Origin of the sequence: Novosphingobium sp. B1, from assembly GCF_900176395.1 — a bacterium.
Lineage (GTDB): Bacteria > Pseudomonadota > Alphaproteobacteria > Sphingomonadales > Sphingomonadaceae > Novosphingobium.
This window is the reverse complement of record NZ_FWXL01000002.1, coordinates 322,234-343,250: the sequence shown is the minus strand read 5'-3', so window position 1 is coordinate 343,250 and position 21,017 is coordinate 322,234. Positions and strand designations below refer to the sequence as shown.

The 21,017-nt window shown below is 66.4% G+C and carries 11 protein-coding genes; 7 read left to right on the top strand and 4 right to left on the bottom strand.

Annotated features, from left to right (window positions below; all coding sequences use genetic code 11):
* Nucleotides 1-22 precede the first annotated feature (22 nt).
* The gene (locus B9A23_RS05025; protein WP_084277743.1) at nucleotides 23-1,135 is read left to right on the top strand and encodes an NAD(P)-dependent alcohol dehydrogenase; all 1,113 of its coding nucleotides are present in this window, start codon (nucleotides 23-25) and stop codon (nucleotides 1,133-1,135) included.
* Between the two features lie 24 nt (nucleotides 1,136-1,159).
* Here the strand turns inward: B9A23_RS05025 and B9A23_RS05020 are convergent, their stop codons facing one another.
* From B9A23_RS05020 to B9A23_RS05010, 3 genes are all read right to left on the bottom strand, one after another.
* Nucleotides 1,160-2,815, bottom strand: coding sequence for a family 43 glycosylhydrolase (locus B9A23_RS05020; protein WP_084277742.1), 1,656 nt, complete (start codon nucleotides 2,813-2,815; stop codon nucleotides 1,160-1,162).
* Nucleotides 2,816-2,912: 97 nt separating this feature from the next.
* Complete coding sequence (locus B9A23_RS05015; protein ID WP_084277741.1) at nucleotides 2,913-4,454, bottom strand: ABC1 kinase family protein; 1,542 nt, start codon at nucleotides 4,452-4,454, stop codon at nucleotides 2,913-2,915.
* Nucleotides 4,455-4,563: 109 nt separating this feature from the next.
* Nucleotides 4,564-6,216 carry an FAD-binding oxidoreductase gene (locus tag B9A23_RS05010; RefSeq protein WP_084277740.1) on the bottom strand — a complete coding sequence of 551 codons (1,653 nt, stop codon included), beginning with the start codon at nucleotides 6,214-6,216 and terminating at the stop codon, nucleotides 4,564-4,566.
* 381 nt (nucleotides 6,217-6,597) lie between these two features.
* Here B9A23_RS05010 and B9A23_RS05005 point away from each other — a divergent pair, with 381 nt between their 5' ends.
* Both B9A23_RS05005 and B9A23_RS05000 read left to right on the top strand, forming a co-directional pair.
* Nucleotides 6,598-8,763 (top strand): beta-glucosidase, encoded by a 2,166-nt coding sequence (locus tag B9A23_RS05005; protein WP_176217899.1) that lies wholly within the window; start codon nucleotides 6,598-6,600, stop codon nucleotides 8,761-8,763.
* A 68-nt stretch (nucleotides 8,764-8,831) separates the two neighbouring features.
* Nucleotides 8,832-12,209, top strand: a complete 3,378-nt coding sequence (locus B9A23_RS05000) for a PAS-domain containing protein (protein WP_084277739.1) — start codon at nucleotides 8,832-8,834, stop codon at nucleotides 12,207-12,209.
* Here B9A23_RS05000 and B9A23_RS04995 read toward each other — a convergent pair.
* Nucleotides 12,183-12,806 (bottom strand): LuxR C-terminal-related transcriptional regulator, encoded by a 624-nt coding sequence (locus B9A23_RS04995; RefSeq protein WP_084277915.1) that lies wholly within the window; start codon nucleotides 12,804-12,806, stop codon nucleotides 12,183-12,185. The two genes, B9A23_RS05000 and B9A23_RS04995, sit on opposite strands and share 27 nt — an antisense overlap.
* Nucleotides 12,807-13,040: 234 nt before the next feature.
* On the opposite strand from B9A23_RS04995, the gene B9A23_RS04990 reads away from it, so the two are divergent.
* The 4 genes from B9A23_RS04990 to B9A23_RS04975 all read left to right on the top strand — a co-directional run bounded on the left by B9A23_RS04990 (nucleotide 13,041) and on the right by B9A23_RS04975 (nucleotide 21,009).
* On the top strand, nucleotides 13,041-14,471 hold the full coding sequence (locus tag B9A23_RS04990) for a DcaP family trimeric outer membrane transporter (RefSeq protein ID WP_139797327.1): 1,431 nt from the start codon (nucleotides 13,041-13,043) through the stop codon (nucleotides 14,469-14,471).
* Between the two features lie 19 nt (nucleotides 14,472-14,490).
* A complete protein-coding gene (locus B9A23_RS04985; RefSeq protein ID WP_084277737.1) occupies nucleotides 14,491-16,173 on the top strand; it encodes an MFS transporter in 1,683 nt (560 codons plus the stop codon).
* A gap of 110 nt (nucleotides 16,174-16,283) precedes the next feature.
* On the top strand, nucleotides 16,284-18,167 hold the full coding sequence (locus B9A23_RS04980; protein ID WP_084277914.1) for an AMP-binding protein: 1,884 nt from the start codon (nucleotides 16,284-16,286) through the stop codon (nucleotides 18,165-18,167).
* A 160-nt stretch (nucleotides 18,168-18,327) separates the two neighbouring features.
* Nucleotides 18,328-21,009, top strand: a complete 2,682-nt coding sequence (locus B9A23_RS04975) for a glycoside hydrolase family 2 TIM barrel-domain containing protein (protein WP_084277736.1) — start codon at nucleotides 18,328-18,330, stop codon at nucleotides 21,007-21,009.
* Nucleotides 21,010-21,017: the final 8 nt, after the last annotated feature.

The window sequence follows — 21,017 nt, the reverse complement described above, 5'->3', positions numbered from 1 at the left end:
TTGGCAATTGGGAGAGAGAACGATGGCACAAGCCACTGCAGCCGTGGTGCGCGAACCAGGCGGGGCATTCCTGCTCGAACAGATCGACGTCGAGGAGCCGCGCGCGGGGGAAGTGCGCGTGCGCATTGCCGGTGTCGGCCTGTGCCACACCGACCTGATCTTCCGCGATCAGTTCGCGCCCTTCGCCCTGCCCGGCGTGCTAGGCCATGAAGGTGCAGGCGTGATCGATGCCGTGGGCGAGGGGGTGGAAGGCCTTGCCGTGGGTGACGAGGTGGTCATCGGCTTTTCAAGCTGCGGCGCCTGCCCGCGCTGCGCCGAGCATCTGCCGAGCTACTGCCAGAGCTTCGTGCCTTTGAACTATGCCGGGATGCGGCTGGAGGACGGATCGACCGCCTATGCCTCTGGCGGCGAGAAGGTAACCTCGCACTTCTTCGGGCAATCTTCGTTCTCGGCGCTGACTGTCACCCGCGCGCGCAACGTGGTGAAGGTGGATACCGCGAAGGTGCCGCTCGCATTGCTGGGGCCGCTGGGCTGCGGCTTCCAGACCGGCGCGGGCGGGGTGATGAACTCGCTCGCGTGCACGGCCGGATCGAGCATTGCGGTGTTCGGCGGTGGGCCGGTGGGCCTTGCTGCGGTGATGGGCGCGGTGATCAGGCAGTGCAAGACCATCGTGCTCGTCGAGCCGGTGGCGGCGCGGCGTGCGATCGCGCTGGAACTGGGCGCGACCCACGTGATCGATCCGGGCAGTACCGAAGACCTCGCCGAAGCGCTGCGCGCGATCGAGCCTATGGGACTGGACTTCGCGTTCGACACGACCGGCGTGGTGCCGGTGATCGAGGCGGGCATGGCGGCGCTGGGCAGCCACGGCGCGATCGGCCTCGTCGGCGTGCCGGCGAAGGCAAAGGCCGCAATCAGCGTCAACATCGCCGCGCTGATGACGCCGGGGCACCGCATCATCGGCATCATCGAGGGCGACAGCGATCCGCAGGCCTTCATCCCCGAACTGATCGCGCATCATGCGGCGGGGCGTTTTCCGTTCGACCGGCTGATAACCACCTTCCCTCTCGACCAGATCAACGAAGCATTGGCCGCGCAGGCGCGGGGCGAATGCATCAAGGTGGTGCTGGTGCCCTGACGCGCTGCCCCGCGCCCGGGGGTGTCAGTCCAGCGCGCGATAGCGAAAATCGCGGAATAGCACGCGCCCTTCGCCTGCAGCGAAGAGCGCCGGCCGCAGGCTTAGCAGGTTGTCCATCGTGTTGGCATTGTAGCCGCTGACCTCGGTGCGCACGCCATGGCGGGTCCAGGTCTTGCCGTCGACGCTGTAGTGGAATGTGGCGATCTGATCGCGGTTGGAAATGCGCAGGAACATCCGGCGCGCCGGCGGAGCGGGCTCCGGCCAGTACGAGGCCTTGCCGCCGCGGTAGCTGGTCATCCGCGCACCGTCGATGCCCATGCCAAGATAGAGCCGGTCATCGAAGAACAGCAGCAGCCCGCCGGTAGCCTTGCCTTCAAGTTCGATTTCGACGGTGACCTCGTAGGCGCGGTCGCCCACCTGCTGGGTCACGACGACGCGGTCCGATGGGCTGGCGCCCTTTGCGGTGAGGGCGAGGGCACCATTGGCAATGGCCACCCGAGCCCTTTCTGCCGGCGCGCTGTTGTAGAGGTTCCACAAGGTGCCGAAGCGGTCGCTCTCGAAGTTGTCGGAATGCGGCATGCCATGTGGCTGGCCGGCCTTCGCCGGGCCGGGCTTGCGCAAGGGGGCTGACAGGTCGCCGCCGCGCGCGCGGAACCATCCGTCCGCGGTCCATTCGATCGGCTCGAGCAAGGTCTGGCGGCCGAGCGTCTGGTAGCCGTTCTCGTAACCGTGATAGACCATGTACCACTGCCCGCCCGGCCCTTCGACGCAGGTGGCGTGGCCGCGTGACCACCACATCTCGTTTCTGGAGAGGGTGCGCTGGATGGGATTGTGCGGGCAATTCTCCCACGGGCCATTGATCGAGCGTGATCGCGCCGCGACGATCATGTGTCCGGTAGCCGGGCCACTGGTGCCGCCGACCGCGTTGACGAGATAGAAATAGCCGTCCTTGCGGAACAGCTTCGGTCCTTCGGGAGACCAGGCCTCGGTGATCCAGTCATCGGGATAGCGCCAGGCTTCGTAGGCGGTTTCGACCGGGCCAGCCGTGGCAAGGCCATCGGCAGTCAGCCGCACCCGCTTGCCATCGTTGAAGAACAGGTAGCGGTGGCCGTCCTCGCCCACGACATGACCGGGATCGATCAGACCGCCGACCTTGAGGTCGATCGGATCACTCCACGGGCCGTTCATCGACGGGGCGTGGATGACGAAGGTATTGGCAAAGCTTGGCAGTTCGGGCGACCATGGCGCCTTCATGAAGGGAATGTAGATGAAATAGCGCCCATCGTGCTTGGCGATGTCGACGGCAAAGACCGTGCCGAGCGGCTTGCTCAGAGCCGGTCCGAGCGGGCGCCAGTTCACCAGATCGCGCGAGTGCCAGATCAGCAGACCCGGTGCCGAATCGAACGACGAATGCGTCATGTAGTAGTCGTCGCCGTCCTTGAGGACTGACGGATCGGGATAGTCTCCGGGCAGGATGGGGTTGAGGTAGCGGCCATCGCCCAGGTCGGCGATGCGCTGCCCCTCGATCCCGGCGCGCCAAGTGGGGGATCCCAAAGCGCGGCATGGTGCTTCGGGAGTGCTGGCGCTGCGTCGCCCGGACGCGGCGAGAGCCTGTGGGGCAAGCGATCCAGCGGCAACGGCACCGAGCGCCAGCTTCATTGTGGTCCTGCGCGATTCCATCGTGGCACCTTATTAGAATTTATATTCCATAGCGAAAGCGCAGACGGTTGGCCTGGTCAAGTGGGCAAGGCGGCAAAATGTGGGGAGATATTGCTGGTTACTGCGCCCACAACGCCGCGGCGATAAGCGCTGCGCCTGCAACGATCGCCGCGGAAATCCACAGGTAGCCCGCCGCTGCACGGGGGGATGAGGCAGGCAGGGCCGGGACAGGATCGCTTTCCAGGCGGCGGATGGCGGCGCGGATCAGGCGGGGGGCGTCTTCGCCCAGGCGCAGCAGTTCGAAACCGACCGCCTGCAGGATCGGCGACCAGTGTTCGGGCGACAGCCGGGCGCGGGCGATGCGCAGCGAGGATCGCCGCATCGCGCCGGTCAGGTCAAATCCCGGTTCGATCCGCGCCAGCACGCCATCGATGGTGACCAGCGCCTTGAACACCAGCAGCAGGTCGGCAGGCATGGTCAGGCGCTCCTCGCGCATCAGGGCAAGGAAATCCCCGACCATCGCGCCGAGGACGAGACGACCGCTGCCGTGGCGTGCGATTAGCCGTTCCGAGGCGGCAAGCAACCGGTCCGGCGTGGGCGCGGTGCCTGCTGCGGTCGGATCCTGTCCCGCCCAAGCCGCAAGGACTTCAGCCAGACGGGCTGGATCGCCAGTGGAAAGTGCGTGGACGAAGGCGATGAATTCCTCGCGCCGCCGGGGCGAGACGTGGCCGATCATGCCCAGATCGAGCAGGGCAATGCGATTGCGGGGCAGGCAGAGCAGGTTGCCGGGGTGCGGATCGCCATGAAAGCGGCCGTTGATCAGCACCATGTCGAGCACGATGTCGGCACCAAGCGCGGCGATGGCGGCCGGGTCGATCCCGGCATCGAGCAGAGCCTGCCGATCGCGTGGGGGCACACCGGCGATATGGTCCATCACCAGCAGCGTCTCGGACGTGAGGTCCCAGTGGATTGCGGGCACGGTCACCTGCGGGTTGGTGGCGAAATCGTCGCGCAGGCGGTCGGCGTTGCGGGCCTCGTGCGTGAAGTCGAGCTCTTCGAGCATGGCCTCGGCAAGCTGGCGCATCATCGCCGCAGTGGCAAAGCGGCGGGCTTCGGCGCTGGCGCGTTCGGCCAGAGCGGCAAGGTGGGCGATCAGGCGCAGGTCGGCCTCGATGCGCGGGCGAATGCCGGGTCGGCGGATCTTGAGTACGACCTCGCGCCCGTCGTGCAGCGCGGCGCGGTGCACTTGCGCCATCGACGCGGCGGCGAGGGGGGCAGAATCGAAACGGGCAAAGGCGGTCTCGGGCGGCTCGCCCAGCGCTTCCTCGACGAAGGGGCGCAGATACTCGAACGGCAGGGTGGGGGCGCGGCTGTGCAACTGTTCGAATTCGGCGATCCATTCCGGCGGCAGGAGATCGCCCCTCGTCGCCAGGATCTGCCCGAGCTTGACGAAAGTCGGGCCGAGTTCTTCCAGAGCGAGGCGGGTGCGCTGCGGCAGCGATTGGGCAGGGCTGTGCTCGCCGGCTTCGGTCGGCTCTGCCGCGTCGCGCGCGATGCCAAGCCGGGCCAGCAGGATGCCAAGGCCAAAGCGCGAAGCGATGCCGACAATCTCTTCGAGCCGCTTGCGGTCTCGCCCGGCGATGCGCAACGTCGTGATCATGAATGCGGCAATGCGCGGCACCGCGCGGTCGTTCCGCGATGTCCGCGCGCCGAAGTATCACGCCGCGTTCGACCGGTAGGTGGCAGCGCGGGATCAGCGGAGGGCCTGGTCAGGCAAGGCCCCAGCGTTCGAGTGCTGCGTTGCGGAACAGGCGCTTGCCTTCGGCGCCCAGCAGCAGATCGCGCGTGACCTTCCAGCGGGCGATGCGGCTTTCAGGGTCGGTTTCCGGACCGAAGCCGCGCGCGATGGTGGTGGGATCAATCGGGCCGAGCTTGGCCCAGTGTGGGCTGAAGGCGATCCGGGCCGAACGCAGCGCACGGTGGATCAGGGTCAGCGATTCCTCGCAGGCTGCGGCGATCTCAGGCGTAACTTTCAGCCCTTCGAAATCGAGCACGACGCTGCGCGGGAAGCGGGCATAGGCCATGGTTCCGGCTGCACTGCGCGTGAAGCGCAAGGTGAACAGGAAGTGCCGGGGGCGTCCTTGCACCGCCTTGCTCATGATCGGCAGGGCACGCATCAGCCGGTCTTGCGAGAAGGCGAAGGCGGCCGAATAGATCAGCGCCTTTTGCGAGGGGGCAGGCGGCGTGGCGTGAAGCTGGCCCCAGGTCTGCGCGCCCGACTGTTCTGGCGTAGTCGGCGTAATCAGGCAGGTGCTGTAATAGGCGTGCAGATCGGCCAGCGCATTGCGCATGTCCTGGCACCATGCCGGATGGGGCTCGGTGTCTGGGAACCGGTTCGCAGCGGGCGCGGGTCTAGCCGTGCACGCTTCGGCCCCAAGGTCCGTGCGCGAAAGGGCCCATCCCAGATTGCCGAGCAGCCCGGCCACCGGGACATTGGGCCGCGTCGGCGCGGGTGTATCGATGAGCGGCGCTTCGGTCCGTAAGTAAAGCGTGTGGATCGCCGGCGTCTTGTCCCAGGCGAAAGGATCGACCTGCACTTCGTAATAGACCGGCGCCTGCGGATAACCGAGCCAGGCGGCGATGGCGTCGTAATCGCCGGCCTGAAGCCATGACAGCCAGGTGGCGTCGACCGGTTTGGTCATCTTCAGCATGGTGAAGCGGGCGGGAGCCGCGGTTTCGACCACGACGCCATTGACGAGGCCCATGCCCCCCAGATGCACCAGCGCATCTTCGAACACGCCATCGTTGCGGATCACCGTATCGCATAAATCGCCGGCGACATGGCCGATCACCGGATCGGATGCGCGTTCCACCCAGATCGAGCGGCCCGGACCGTTGGCGAAGTGGATGGCGATGATCTGGTTCTGCACGCCGCCATAGCCGAGCCGCGACCCGCCGGTGGCGGTGCCGATCGAACCAGCCACCGACTGCGCCAGGTGCGATCCGCTGGTGACGATGGTGCGCGGGCTTTGCCGGTCGTTCTCGACGAAATCGGCGACCTGCTTCCACGTTGCCCCGCCGCCGACGAAGACCGCCTGCCGGGGGGCAAGTCGGGTCCGATGGTGGAGGTGCACACCCTCGACCCAGGCAATGCCATCGAGCTGATCGAGTTCGAGCTGGCGGGCAGGGTTGCCGACAATGTCGCTGAGGCTCCACGCGCGGCCGAGCAGGCCGGCGGCGGCGCGGCCTGGCAGGGCGCCGAGATGTTCGCAAAGACGCTGTGCGCTGGCGCCGAACAGCGCAGGGCCATCGGGCGCGGGCGCATTGCCGCGAATGTAGCGATAGTGCTCGGCCACGGTGAAGGCTTGCGTCTCGTGGTAGTTGGTCCACGCCCGGTCACGCTCGAGAACGATGTCGGCCACGGTTGCCTGGCTCCTGTTGCTTCTCCGGGGATACGAAGTGCGCCTGTCCGCCTGTGCTTGGCGCAATTCGGGCGCGGGGCAATATTCGGGGCAAATCACGTGCGCTTTTTCACGCTGTTGGCGCACTTTTTCACGCTGCTGGAGCGCTTACACCTCGATTCCGGCCAGTGCGGGATCAGCAAGGATGGTGCAGGAGCCACGTTTGACAGCGTTGACAAAAGGCAGGTGACGGGAGAGATAAGGGCGCAAGCGGCCAGGCTTGCGACTCTTTCGCACAGGTTTTCCTGCCTTGGTCGAAACCATGACGGGAAGGGTGCAGGAATGAACGGGATGAGTTCGGCAGCGAAGGCTGCGTTTGGCGCAGCGGCTGGATTGACAGCGATGACAGCCGGCCTCGCGCACGCGCAGCAAGCTCCTGCGGTTGACATGAAAGCGGCCGACGCGCGGGCAGCGGCGACTGTCAGGCAGATGACGGCGGACGAGAAGGTGGTGCTGACCCATGGCATCATGCCGCTGCCGCTGGGCGGGCCGCCCCCGCCGATCCCCGCCGATGCGCTTGCCGGCGCGGGCTACATTCCGGGGATCGAGCGGCTGGGCGTGCCGGCGCTGAAGGAAACCGACGCCAGCCTCGGCGTGTCCTACGTAATGGGCATCCGCAAGGACGGGGCAACCGCGCTGCCTTCGGGCGTGGCGCAGGCTGCTTCGTGGAACCCGGACCTGATGTATCGCGGCGGTGCGATGATCGGATCGGAAGCGCGGGCCAAGGGCTTCAACGTGCTGCTGGCAGGCGGCGTCAACCTGATGCGCGATCCGCGCAATGGCCGCACCTTCGAATACCTTGCCGAAGACCCGCTGCTTTCGGGCATGCTGGTGGGCGCGGCGATCCGTGGCATCCAGTCCAACAACATCATTTCCACGATCAAGCACTTCGCGCTGAACGGGCAGGAGACCGGGCGCAAGTACGTCGATGTGAAGATTGCCGAGGGCGCCGCGCGCGAGAGCGACCTGCTCGCCTTCCAGATCGGTATCGAGCAGGGCCAGCCCGGCTCGGTAATGTGCGCCTACAACCGCGTGTGGGGCGAACAGGCCTGCGCCAACGACTGGCTGCTCAACAAGGTGCTGAAGGGGGCGTGGGGCTACAAGGGCTTCGTGATGTCGGACTGGGGCGCGGTGCCGAACATCGAGGCGGCGCTGAAGGGGCTTGACCAGCAGTCGGGCGAGCAGCTCGATCCGGCTGTGTTCTTCGGCGACAAGCTCAAGGACAAGGCGGCGGCAGACCCGGTGTGGAAGGCGCGTCTGGATGACATGAACCGCCGCGTGCTGACCGCGATCTATGCTTCGGGCCTCGACAAGAACCCCGCCAAGCCCGCTGGCAAGATCGATTTCGCCGCAAATGGCATGGTTGCCGAAGAGGTGGCGCGGCAGGGCATCGTCCTGCTCAAGAACAATGGCGCGCTGCCGCTGGCCAAGAGCGCCAAGGCGATTGCGATCATCGGTGGCTATGCCGATGGCGGCGTTCTTTCGGGCGCGGGCTCGAGCCAGGTGCATGGCGAGGGCGGCCCTGCCGTGACCCGTCCGATCGGCGGCAAGGGCGTGTGGGCCGGCTTCATCGCCCAGCAGTACCACCGCTCCAGCCCGATTGACGCGATCCAGGCGCTGGCCAAGGACGCGAAGGTTACATACCGCGATGGCCGCTATATTGCCGATGCGGTGGAGAAGGCGAAGCAATCCGAAGTCGCCATCGTCTTTGCGACGCAGTGGACCACCGAAGGGCTGGACGTGCCCGACCTTTCGCTGCCCGATGGCCAGGACGAACTGATCGCCGCGGTTGCGGCCGCCAATCCCAACACCATCGTCGTGCTGGAAACGGGCGGGCCTGTGAAGATGCCGTGGCTGGACAAGGTCGCAGGTGTCATCGAGGCCTGGTATCCCGGCGCCCGCGGCGGGCCGGCCATTGCCTCGGTGCTGTTCGGTGACACCAACCCTTCGGGCCGCCTGCCGCTGACCTTCCCGGCCAGCGAAGCGCAATTGCCGCGCCCCAAGCTCGATGGCAGCGACTGGGTCGAACCCGACTTCTCGGGAAACCCCTCGTCGGGCAGCGACAAGCTGGTGTCTGATTATGACATCGAAGGATCGGACGTGGGCTATCGCTGGTTCGCGCGAAAGGGCACCAAGCCGCTGTTCGCGTTCGGCCACGGCCTGTCTTACACGACGTTCGAGAGCGCGGGCCTGAAGCTGAAGGGCATGACCGCCAGCTTCACCGTGAAGAACACCGGCAAGCGAGAGGGCGCCGAAGTGGCGCAGCTCTACCTTGTCGACCGCGCCGGACAGGCCAAGCGCCGCCTTGCCGGATTCCAGCGGGTGAACCTTGCCGCGGGCGCATCGCAGAACGTCAGCCTGACGATCGACCCGCGCATCCTTGCCGACTGGAAGGACGGCGGCTGGACCATGCCGGCCGGTGATTACAGCTTTGCCCTTGGCAAGGACGCCGAAACGCTGGGAACGCCGGTAAAGGTCAGGCTGCCGGCAAAGAGCTGGAAGGACTGATCCCCCGGCCCCATGGTTAGACCTTGTTCGCGCTTGCCCTTGGGGCGGGCGCGGGCCAGTCTGGCAGCATGAGTGGACGGGTTGCGGGACTGATGGCGCTGGCGCTTCTGGCGCTGTTGTTTGCCGTGGCCGCGCTGACCGAACGTGGCAGCCTGCGCTGGCGGTATCGCCCGCGTCTGCGGCACGGTGCCTACACGCTGGCGCTGGGCGTCTATTGTTCGAGCTGGACCTTCTACGGTGCGGTGGGATCGGCAGCCAGCGAGGGCTGGAACTACCTGCCGATCTACGTGGCGCCAGCGCTGTTCCTGCTGCTGGCGCCGGGGTTCCTGGCGCGGCTGGCGGAAGAAGTGCAGCGCGAGCGGGCATCGACCATTTCGGATTTCATCGCGGCGCGGTTCCGCCACGATCCGGGCGTGGCGCGCATCATCACGGTGATCGCGCTGTGCGGCACGGTGCCCTACATCGCGCTGCAACTGCGATCGATCGGCTCTGCCATTGCCGCGTTTTCGGGCGAGGACGTCGCCATTCCGGCGATGGCCGCGGGCGCATTCGTGCTGGGCGTGTTTGCCATCCTGTTCGGTGCGCGCCGCTATGAGATCGCCGGGCGCAGCGAGGGGCTGGTCTTCGCGATTGCGCTGGAATCGCTGATCAAGCTCATCTCGCTCACGCTTGTCGGGGCGGTTGCGGTGGCGGTGATCTGGCGTGCCGAGGCGGGCGCGCTGGCCAGCGCCACGCGCACAATCGCCCGGCAGTTCGCGCCTGATCACGTGACGCTGGAAACCGGGGTGATCGGGCTGATTTCGGCCTTTGCCGTGATCGTGTTGCCGCGCCAGTTCTACATGGGACTGGCCGAGGCCCATTCGGTGCGCGATCTGCCCCGTGCGCGCAAGGGCCTTGCCTTCTATGTGCTGGCGATGGCCGGGCTGGTCGTGCCGATTGCACTGGCGGGATTGCTGGCCTTGCCGGCGGGCGCATCACCCGATCGCTTCGTGCTGCTGCTTCCGGCCAGCGCGGGCTATGACGCGGTGGCCGTCTTGGCGTTGCTGGGTGGATTGAGCGCCGGCGCGGCGATGGTCATCGTCGATGCCACGGCGCTGGCGATCATGGTCTCTAACGACCTGATCTTTCCGGCGGTGTTGCGCAGCGGGACCGACGTGCGCGGCGAACAGGGCCCTTCGGGCAGCCTGGGCCGGCAGATGTTGCTGGTGCGGCGCGGGGCAATCCTTGGCGTGGTGCTGCTGGCGCTGTTCTGGGCGCTGATGATCGATCCGGCGCGCTCGCTCGCCTCGATCGGGCTGGTTGCCTTTGCCGCGATGGTGCAGTTCGTGCCGCACCTGATCATGGCGGTGAACGCACCGGGGCACGATCCGGCGGCAGCGCGGGCCAGTTTGCTGACCGGGTTTTGGCTTTGGCTCTATACCCTGGCACTGCCGCCGATCCTGCCGCGCGAAGTGCTTTGGGCGCTGCAGGGCACGCCGTTCGACCCGCTGCGCCTGCTGGGAATCGGGCAGGCCACGCCGCTGGTCCACGGCGTGGCGTGGAGCCTTTCGGCCAACCTTGCGGTGCTGGCGCTGTGGCGCGCTAGGCAGGGCGGCACCTCCAGCCTGCCGCGCCTGCTGGCGGGCGGGCGCAGCGCAGGCAACATCGGCGACCTTGCCGCACTTACGGCACGGTTCGTGGGCGAGGCCCGCGCGGTCGAGGCTTTCCCTGACGAGCGCCATGCCCTGCCGGTCGATCGGGGTGCGGCGCGGCGGGCGCAAGATCTGATCGCCGAAGTGGTGGGCACGTCATCGGCGCGTGCGCTGATCGCCTCGGCGCTGGCGGGCGGGCGCATGAGCATGGACGACGTGACGCGCCTGCTCGATGAAGGGGGCCAATCGCTGAGCTTCTCGCGGCAGTTGCTGGCCGCCACATTCGAGAACCTGCAATCGGGCGTGAGCGTGATCGACAGCGACTTGCGGCTGGTGGCGTGGAACACCCGCTATGTCGACCTGTTCGGTTATCCGCCTGGTCTGGTGAGGGTGGGCGTGCCGATTGCCGACCTGATCCGCTTCAATGTGATCCGCGGAACCTTTGCCGGCCCGGTGCAGGTGGAAGTGGACAAGCGGCTCAACCACTTGCGTGCGCGCCGGTCCTATTCGTCGGAGCGGCGCCACGGCGATGGCCGGGTCATCAAGTCGGTCGGCGGGCCGATGCCCGGTGGGGGTTACCTGACCTCGTTCACCGACATCACCGAGGAAGCGCTCGTGCGCGCCGAGCTCAATCGCACGCTTGATCAGCTGGAACAGCGGGTCGAGGCGCGGACACAGGAACTGAACGACGCAAATCAGCGGCTTGCGGCAACAACGCGGGAAAAGACGCGCTTCCTGGCTGCGGCCAGCCACGATCTGCTGCAGCCGCTTCATGCCGCGCGGCTGTTCACCTCGGCGCTGGATCGGCGGCTGGAAGGCGATGCGCGCGCGCTGGCCGGCCGGATCGACCGGTCGATCGTTTCGGCAGAGGCGCTGCTGCGGGCGCTGCTCGATATCTCGCGGCTCGATGCAGGTGGTATCCAGCCCAGCCCGGAAGCGGTGCCGCTGGCCCCGCTGATCGACGAAGTGGTCGAGACGCTGCGGCCGCTGGCCGAGGAGAAGGGCCTGCATCTGCGAACCGGGCCGCTGTCCGGCACGGTGATGACCGATGCCGGGCTGCTGCGCTCGGTGTTGCAGAACCTTGTGACCAATGCCGTGCGCTATACCCCCGATGGCGGCGTGGTGGTGGGGGTGCGGCGGCGCGGGGCGAACCTGCGCATCGACGTGATCGATAGCGGCGTCGGCATCGCGCCCGATCGCCAGCGCGAGATCTTCGGCGAATTCACGCGGATCGGCGCGGTCGAGGCCGAAGGGCTGGGGTTGGGCCTTGCCATTGTCGAGCGCATTGTGAGGCTGCTGGGCGCGCAGGTCACGCTCGCCAGCCGGGAAGGCCGTGGTAGCCGCTTCAGCATATCGTTGCCGGCGCTGGAGCACGCGCTGCCGGCGGTAGCGGTGCGCACGGAGGTGGCGCGGGCCGCTGACCATAACGTGGCGCGCGTGTTGCGGGTGCTGGTGGCCGATAACGAGCCGGACATCGTCGAGGCGGCGGTGGCGCTGGTCGAGGCGCTGGGGCATCGCGCAATGGGGGCCGCCACTGCGGCGCAGGCGCTGGCGTTGGCCAGCGATGCCGACGTACTGCTGGCCGATTACCACCTGGGCGAAGGCGAGGACGGCTTGCGGCTGATCGACCAGGCCCGTGCCCGCCATCCGGCGCTGGCCGTGGGCATGATCAGCGCCGAAAGCGGGCCAGCCTTGCGCAACCGGTTACGCATGCGGCGCGTGCCGCTGTTCGTGAAGCCCGCCGATCCGGCGGCGCTGGCGGCGTTCCTGGGCGCGATCGCGCGCGGTTCAGGCGATCAGGTCGAGCCCGAGTGAGCGGGCGATAAGCGCTGCCTGCGTGCGGTTCTGGACATCGAGCTTGCGCATCACTGCGGTCATGTGCGCCTTCACGGTGGATTCGCTCATGCCCAGATCGAAGGCGATCTGCTTGTTGAGCTTGCCGTCGAGCACGGCGAGCAGGACCTTGAGCTGGGTGGGCGTGAGGTTGGCGACCTCGCGGCGGACCTGATCGACCGGTTCGGCACTGGCCGGCACGGCGGACTGCCCACCAAGGGCAACGCGGATCGCATCCTCGATCCGGGCAAGATCGGCGTCCTTGCGCAGGAAGCCGACCGCGCCGAAAGCGCGGGCTTCATCGGCGACCTTGGCCCCTTCGGCGCTGGAGACGACAAGGATCGGCACGTCGGGCCGTTCGGCATGGAGCAGGGCGATGCCCGAATAGCCGATGGCGCCGGGCATCTTGAGATCGAGTGTTATCAGCGCCAGATCGGGCGCGTCGCCGGCTGCCTTGGCGGCAGCGGCCAGCGTACCGGCCTCGACCACGCGGGCCGCGGGCGCGACGCTGGCAATGGCCATGGACAGGGCCTGCCGGAACAGCGGATGGTCATCGGCAACAAGGATCGTTCCGTTCACGCAAGGCTCCCCCAGCGGCCCTTCGCATCGGCCCTTGGTCTCATCTGCCCAGACTATCGATTGCGACGCGAACGGCAAGTCTGGCGCGATTTTCGCAAGATGACGCATGCGGGCGGGGTCGTAGTCTGCGACTTTGGTCGTAGAGCCTAGACCTTTCGCGCGCTGGCGGTCGGGGTCGATCGCGCAGAACCTGCAATCCGGAAAGTGTGAATGACGCACGCCGGGAGAGGGATGATGTCGGGTTCTTATGTGAAAGGCCTGCCGGGACTGTTGGCCGCAACAGCATTGACGGTGTCGCTGGCGCTGCCGGGCACGGCTTGGGCGGCAACGCCATCACGGCATGAGGCCGAGCTGGAAGCGCGGCTGGCGCGGCTCGAAGCAGAAATGGCCGAGATGCAAGCAGCGCTGCAGCAGGCGCGGGCCGAGCGCGCGCAGGCCAGCGCAACTGATGGCGAAGTGGCGCTGGCGATGGCGCGCAGTGCCGAAGCCAAGGCCGAGGCCGCGACCGGCCGGATCGCCGCGCTCGAGGCCAAGCCGCAGCCCGATGGCTTCAAGGTTGGCGGCACGACCTGGAAGATGGGCGGTTTCGTGAAGGTCGTCGGCAGTGCCACGCGCTTCGCCAATGGCGAACTGGCTGGCGGATCGCTGGGCAAGGAGTTCTTCCTGCCGCAGCAGATCCCGGTGGGCGGCGCTGCCAGCACCGACCTGATCGGCCATGCACGCCAGACCCGGCTGTTCTTTTCCACCAGCACGCCGCTGGGCGGCAAGGAGCTGAAGGGCCACGTCGAATTCGACTTCGCGCTTGCCGCAGCGCCGCTCGGTGCCCAGCGTTCGACAAACGCTTATACGCCAACCTTCCGCCGCGGCTTCATCTCCTATGGCAACCTGCTGATCGGGCAGGAATGGACGACGTTCCAGAACGCGGCGCACCTGCCCGAAACGACCGACTTTGTCGGGCCGATGGATGGATCGATCTTCGTGCGGCAGATGATGGTGCAATATCGCCAGCCATTGGGCAGCGGGCTGGATCTCTATCTTGCCGCCGAAAACCCGCAGACCGAAACGCTGACGACGACTTCGGCGGCGATGGTCGACAACGATCAGGACCGCATGCCCGATCTTGTCGCCAAGCTGGCGTTCAAGGACAGGACCAAGGAACTGCACGTTGCCGGGCTGGTGCGCTCGGTCTCGGTCCATTCCGCAGGCGCCGGCGACAATGCGCTGGGCTATGGCGCGACGGTGGGCGGCAAGATCCTGTTCGGGCCTGACTTGCGCCACGATTTCCGCTTCGTCGCCTCGGCCGGGCGGGGCATCGGGCGCTACTTCACCGTGGGCTTCGCGCCTGACGCGCTCTACGACCGCGCCGTGGCCGACCGGCTCAATCTCGTCAGCAATGTCGCGGGTTGGGCATCGGTCAAGCTCGGCTGGACCGAGCGGCTGCGCTCGACCTTCATGGCGGGCTACCAGCACGCCGATTATCCCGATAGCCTGCCCGTACCGGGTCTGGCCAATGTCGAGGCGTGGAGCGTGGCCGGCAACCTGTTCTACTCGCCGGTGCGCAATCTCGATTTCGGGGTAGAGTATCGCCATGCCGTGCGCGAAGTTGCGAGCGGACTGGTCGGCAAGATGGACCGCCTCGAGCTGGCGGCAAAATATACGTTCTGAAGGACGACGGAGAGGACCGATGGCAACAATCGATGACGCGCAAGGCCTGCCAAGACACCACCAGGCAACCCACAGCGAGAAGCTGATCATTACTGCATCCTCGCTCGGCACGGTGTTCGAGTGGTACGATTTCTACCTCTATGGCCTGCTGACCGCGATCATCGCGGCGCAGTTCCTGACCGGGCTCAATCCCACGACCTCGTTCATCATGGCGCTGCTGGTCTTTGCCGCCGGGTTCATCGTGCGCCCGTTCGGCGCGCTGGTGTTCGGCGCGATCGGGGACATCGTCGGGCGGCGCTACACCTTCATCGTCACGCTGCTGGTCATGGGCCTTTCGACGTTCCTTGTCGGCTGCCTGCCGACTTACGAAAGCGTCGGCGTGGCGGCGCCGATCATGCTGGTGGTGCTGCGCATGTTCCAGGGGCTGGCCTTGGGCGGCGAATATGGCGGCGCGGCGACCTACGTTGCCGAGCACGCTCCTGACGGCAAGCGCGGCCTCTATACGAGCTGGATCCAGATCACCGCGACTGCGGGCCTGGCCATGGCGCTGCTGATTGTCATCCTCGTGCGCTCGCCCGTGACCGGCGTGGGCGAGGAAGCGTTCAAGCAGTGGGGCTGGCGCATTCCCTACCTGCTTTCGGGGCTGTTTCTGGCGGTTGGCCTGTGGCTGCGCCTGAAGCTGCATGAATCGCCGGTGTTCCAGAAGATGAAGGAAGAAGGTACTTCGTCGAAGCGCCCGCTGGCCGAAGCCTTCGGGGAATGGAAAAACCTCAAGATCGTGTTGATCGCGTTCTTCGGAGCGATCGCCGGGCAGGCCGTGGTGTGGTACACCGGCCAGCTCTACGCGATGTATTTCCTTGAAAAGATGCTCAAGGTCGATGGCCTGACCGCCAACACCCTGATCATCATCGCGCTGGGTTGCGCCACGCCGTTCTTCCTGTTCTTCGGCTGGCTGTCGGACAAGATCGGCCGCAAGAAGATCATCCTGACCGGCTGTGCGCTGGCAGCGCTGACCCTGTTCCCGGCGTTCAAGATGCTGACCGTGGCGGCCAATCCGGCGCTGGCATCTGCGCAGACGAGCGCGCCGGTGCAGGTCATGGCCAATCCTGCGGAATGTTCATCGCAGTTCGATCCGGTCGGCGCCAACAAGTTCGACACGACGAGCTGCGATATCGTCAAGAACGCACTGGCCAAGGCCGCGGTGAATTACGAGAACGTGGCGGCACCCGCCGGCACCATCGCTGCAATCCGCATCGGCGACCTGACGCTGACCGCACCCGATCCGGCCAAGGTCTCGGGCGAGGACAAGAAAGCTGCGATTGCCGCCTTCGCCAAGCAGGTGACGACAGACCTGGAAACGGTTGGCTATCCCGCCAAGGCGGACCCCGACCAGATCAACAAGCCGCTGGTCGTGGCGATCCTGTTCTACCTCGTGCTGCTGGTGACCATGGTCTATGGTCCGATTGCGGCGATGCTGGTCGAACTGTTCCCCAGCCGCATCCGCTACACCTCGATGAGCCTGCCCTATCACATCGGCAACGGCTGGCTGGGCGGTCTGCTGCCGGCCATCGGCTTTGCCATGGTGGCGGCCAACGGGGATATCTACCACGGCTTCTGGTATCCGGTGATCGTCGCGGCGGCGACTTGCGTGATCGGCCTGATCTTCCTGCCGGAAACCTACAAGCGCAGCATAGATGACTGACGGCAGGGGGTGAAACTCCCGCCATCGGTCGGGCTGGTGCGGGTCTCCTCCCCCATAGCACCCCGCGCCAGCCTTTCGATTTGTTGAAGACATGCAAGCAGGACGAGATCATGAGCGAAGCCTACGACCGGGCATGGCAAGCGAGCATTGCCGATCCCAACGCCTTCTGGGGAGCGGCGGCGCAGGCGGTGGACTGGATCAACCCTCCGGCTTCGACCTACAGCGAGGCGCAAGGGTGGTTTCCCGGCGGCACGCTCAACACCGCGCACAATTGCCTTGATCGCCACGTGGCGGCGGGGCGGGGCGGGGCAATCGCGCTGATCCATGACAGCCCGGTGACCGGCTTGATCCGCCACTTCAGCTATGCCGAACTGCTGGAGGAATCCGGCCGGGTCGCGGCGATGCTGGCCTCGCTCGGCGTGGGGAAATTCGACCGGGTGATCATCTACATGCCGATGATCCCCGAAACGGTCTTCGCGATGCTGGCCTGCGCGCGGCTTGGCGCGATCCATTCGGTGGTGTTCGGCGGCTTTGCGCCGCTGGAACTGGCCAAGCGCATCGATGACGCGACGCCCAAGGTCCTGCTGACCGCATCGTGCGGGATCGAGGGCAATCGCACCATCGCCTACAAGCCGATGGTCGACGAGGCGCTGGCGCTGGCGCAGCATCAGGTCGACCATGTCGTGGTGTGCCAGCGCGAGCGGCAGCAGGCCGATCTTGGCGGCGCCCGCGACACCGATTGGCACGCCTTGCGCGCAGCGACGGCGGCAGACCCCATGCCCGAAGCGGTGGCGGTGGGGGCGGCCGATCCGCTTTATATCCTCTATACCTCCGGCACCACCGGCACGCCCAAGGGCGTGGTGCGAGAGAATGGCGGCCATGCGGTGGCGCTCGCCTGGTCGATGCAGAATATCTACGGCATCGGCGCCGGGGACGTGTTCTGGGCGGCGTCGGATGTGGGCTGGGTCGTGGGGCACAGCTATATCGTCTATGCGCCGCTGCTGGTCGGGGCGACGACGGTGCTGTTCGAGGGCAAGCCGGTGGGCACGCCCGATCCGGGCACATTCTGGCGCGTGATCGAACGCCACGGCGTGAAGACCTTCTTCACCGCGCCCACCGCCATCCGCGCGATCCGCAAGGAAGACCCCGACGCTGCGCATCTGGCTGCCATCGGCACCGGCACATGCCAGGCGGTGTTCCTTGCCGGCGAACGCGCCGATCCCGACACGATCAGCTGGCTGGAGGAAAAATCGGGCCTGCCGGTGATCGACCACTGGTGGCAGACCGAACTGGGCTGGCCGGCCATCGCATCGTGCTTTGCCTTGGGCGATCTGCGGCGCAAGCGTGGCAGCGCCGGGTTTCCGGTGCCGGGCTATGCCTTTGCCATTCTCGACGAAGGCGGGCAGCCGCTGCCGGAGGGGCAAAGCGGGGCTGTGGCGATCAAGGCGCCGCTGGCGCCGGGCGCATTCCGCACGCTGTGGAACAACCATAGCGGCTATGCGAAGAACTTCGCCACTTATGCCGGCTATTACGAGACCGGCGATGCCGGCTTCATCGACGAGGACGGATTCGTCCACATCATGGGCCGCACGGACGATATCATCAACGTGGCCGGCCATCGCCTCTCGACCGGGCAGATGGAGCAGATCGTGGCGAGCGCCGACGGGGTGGCCGAGTGCGCGGTGATCGGGGCGGACGATGCGATCAAGGGCATGGTGCCGATCGCCTTCGTGGTGCCGCGCGCGGGCTTCGAGCATGACGAGACGATCGGCCCGCGCGTGATCGCGGCAGTGCGCGCGGAACTCGGCGCCGTGGCGGCGCTGCGCACGGCCTATGTCGCAGGCGGCCTGCCCAAGACCCGCTCGGGCAAGATCCTGCGCAACCTCTTGCGCAAGATCGTGAATGGCGAGGAATGGACCACCCCGCCGACCATCGAGGATCCGGCAGTACCCGACAGGCTTCAGGCGCTGGTGCAGAGGCATGAGGTGGTCTGAACCGGCCCGCTCCTGAACGAGAAGCACCTGGATCAAGAACCATGTGGTTTCGTGGTCAGGCCAAAAGGCAGGATTGACGCAAAGCCATTGCATTTGCTTGCGAATGTTGCTTCCTTATCGGTAAGACCAATCTGACGACAGATTCTGCCGAGGGAGAGACATGAGCACTGCACGCCTTGCCAACCGGATTTCGCTGGCTGCAATTGCTGTGGCGATTGCGCTCGCAGCGAACGGGCCTGCCCTGGCGCAGGGAGCGCGCAGCGTCACCGTGCTGGAATCGGGCTGGCGCTTCAGCGCTGAAGATGTGGCGCAGGCTTCTGCGCCCGACTTTGCCGATGCTGCGTGGGAGCCGGTCTCGGTCCCGCACACCTGGAACCGGGTGGGCTACTACAAGCATGACCTTGGCGGCACGAACACGGCCGCGACGGTGGACAAGCGGCAGGGCAGGGGGTGGTACCGGCTGCATTTCGCATCGCCGGCAGATGCCCGGGGCAAGCGCCACTGGCTGGAGTTCGACGCGGCAAGCCGCGTGGCCAAGGTCTGGCTCAACGGTGTGTACCTCGGCGAGCATCGGGGTGGCTTCTCGCGCTTCCGGCTGGACGCGACTGCGGCGATGAAGCCTGCGGGCGACAACGTGCTGGTGGTCCGCGTCGACAATACGCAGCCCAAGGCGGGTAGCTCCACGGCGGACGTGCTGCCGCTTTCGGGCGACTTCTTCGTGCATGGCGGGCTCTATCGGCCGGTGCGACTGATATCGACCGCGCCGCTGCACATCGATCTAGGCGATGCCGGTGGGACTGGTATCCGCGCAACGACCATCAGGGCCGACAAGGATCAGGCGCAGGTCGATCTGGTGGTGCGGGTGGCCAACGACGGCGCGAAAGCCGCCAAGGCCAGCGTGAAGGTGATGCTGCTCGATGCGCAAGGGCGCGAGGCGGCGGCCGCCACGGTTCCTGCAACGCTGGTGCCGGGCAAGACCGGCGACGTTGCGGCACGGCTTGCGCTGGCCAATCCGCACTTGTGGCAGGGCACCGCCGATCCATACCTTTATGATCTGGTGACGCAGGTGGTGCAGGCCGATGGCACCGTGTCGGACGAGGTGCGCCAGCCTTATGGCCTGCGCACGATGGCGTTCGATGCCGATCGCGGATTCCTGCTGAACGGCCAGCCCTATCGCCTGCATGGCGTGGGCTACCATCAGGACCGCGACGGCAAGGGCTGGGCGATCAGCCGCGCCGATGTGGCCGAGGACATTGCGACCCTGCGCGAGATGGGCGCCAACACCATCCGGCTGACCCACTATCAGCACGGGCAGGACGTCCACGATCTGGCCGACCGTGCCGGCATGTTGGTGTGGGACGAGATCCCGCTGGTTTCGGTGTGGACGCTTGGCGGCAAGAAGGTTGCCGATCCGGCGCTGGTCGCCAATGCGAAGTCGCAACTCACCGAACTGGTCCGGCAGAATCAGAACCATGCGGCAAGCGCAATCTGGAGCATCGCCAACGAAGTGGACTTCGGCAATTCGCTGCCCGCTTTCCTGTTCGGCGGGGCTGACGGGCGTGAGGTCGATCCACTGCCCTTGCTGAACGAACTGCAGAAGACGGCCAAGGCGCTTGATCCCTCGCGCCCGACGGCGCTTGCCACGTGCTGCGAGGCGCGCGCCTTCGGGAATGATGTGGAGATCCCGACCACGGCGGTGGCGGCGGACCTTGGCGGCGCGAACCGCTATTTCGGCTGGTACTTCGGCAAGGCCGGCGATCTTGGGCCGCATCTCGATGGCCTGCATGCCAAGCGGCCGCAGCAGCCCTTGGCGGTGACCGAGTATGGTGCGGGTGGCGCGCTGACCATGCACACCGACAACGTGCTGGGCGGCCCGGTCGATTCACGCGGTGCGGCGCAGCCCGAGGAATACGAAAGCCACATCCACGAAACCGCGCTGGCGCAGCTTGACGCCCGTCCCTGGCTCTACGCCACATGGCTGTGGAACTCGTTCGACTTTGCCACCACCGTGCGCACCGAAGGCGATGCGCAGGACATCAACACCAAGGGCCTGATCGCTTACGACCACAAGACCCGCAAGGACGCCTACTACTTCTACAAGGCGAACTGGAACCCGGCGCCGATGGTCCACATCACGTTGAAGCGCTATGTCCAGCGCGCTTATCCGGTGACGGAGGTGAAGGTCTACAGCAACACCGGCAGCACCGAACTGCTGCTCAATGGCCGCTCGCTGGGCGTGAAGAAGGACTGCCCACAGAAGGCCTGCGTGTGGAGCGGGGTGCGGCTGGACGAAGGCAGCAATGCGCTGATGGCGCGCGGGCTTCATGCCGGCGGCACGGTGGAGGACCGTGCAAGCTGGACGCTGGCGCCTGAAACTGCGCGGCATTTCGTGATCGATGCCGGCGCGCTGCTGGCCGCGAAGAGCGAGGGCCGCTTGCTCGGCTCGGACAACTGGTTCGAAGGGGGCGAGGCGGCATCGCTCGACAAGCCGGCAGACTACGGCAAGCCCGCCGTGCCGACCGCGATCGCCGGAACCAATGATCGCGACGCGCTGGCGACGTATCGAAGCGGTGTCTTCTCGTATCGCGTGCCGGTGCAAAAGGGGCGCTACAAGGTGACCTTGTGGTTCGCCACCAGTTCGGCCCAGAAGCCGGGCACGTTCGACATTGGCAGTGGCAGCAAGCTGCTCCTTCGCGGGTTCCAGCCCACCATCCCGGCGAGCGGCGTGGCGGCGCAGTCCAAGGTGTTCACGATCACGGCGAAGGACGTTCTGCAGCTTGATTTCGTGAGCCGGACTGCTGAAGCGCGGGTCTCGATGATCGAGATCGAACGGCTGCGCTGACCCTAAAG

Coding starts and splice junctions, on each gene's coding strand:
- B9A23_RS05025 (WP_084277743.1), top strand. CDS start 23: ATGGCACAAGCCACTGCAGCCGTGGTGCGCGAACCAGGCGGGGCATTC.
- B9A23_RS05020 (WP_084277742.1), bottom strand. CDS start 2,815: ATGGAATCGCGCAGGACCACAATGAAGCTGGCGCTCGGTGCCGTTGCC.
- B9A23_RS05015 (WP_084277741.1), bottom strand. CDS start 4,454: ATGATCACGACGTTGCGCATCGCCGGGCGAGACCGCAAGCGGCTCGAA.
- B9A23_RS05005 (WP_176217899.1), top strand. CDS start 6,598: ATGACAGCCGGCCTCGCGCACGCGCAGCAAGCTCCTGCGGTTGACATG.
- B9A23_RS05000 (WP_084277739.1), top strand. CDS start 8,832: ATGAGTGGACGGGTTGCGGGACTGATGGCGCTGGCGCTTCTGGCGCTG.
- B9A23_RS04990 (WP_139797327.1), top strand. CDS start 13,041: ATGTCGGGTTCTTATGTGAAAGGCCTGCCGGGACTGTTGGCCGCAACA.
- B9A23_RS04985 (WP_084277737.1), top strand. CDS start 14,491: ATGGCAACAATCGATGACGCGCAAGGCCTGCCAAGACACCACCAGGCA.
- B9A23_RS04980 (WP_084277914.1), top strand. CDS start 16,284: ATGAGCGAAGCCTACGACCGGGCATGGCAAGCGAGCATTGCCGATCCC.
- B9A23_RS04975 (WP_084277736.1), top strand. CDS start 18,328: ATGAGCACTGCACGCCTTGCCAACCGGATTTCGCTGGCTGCAATTGCT.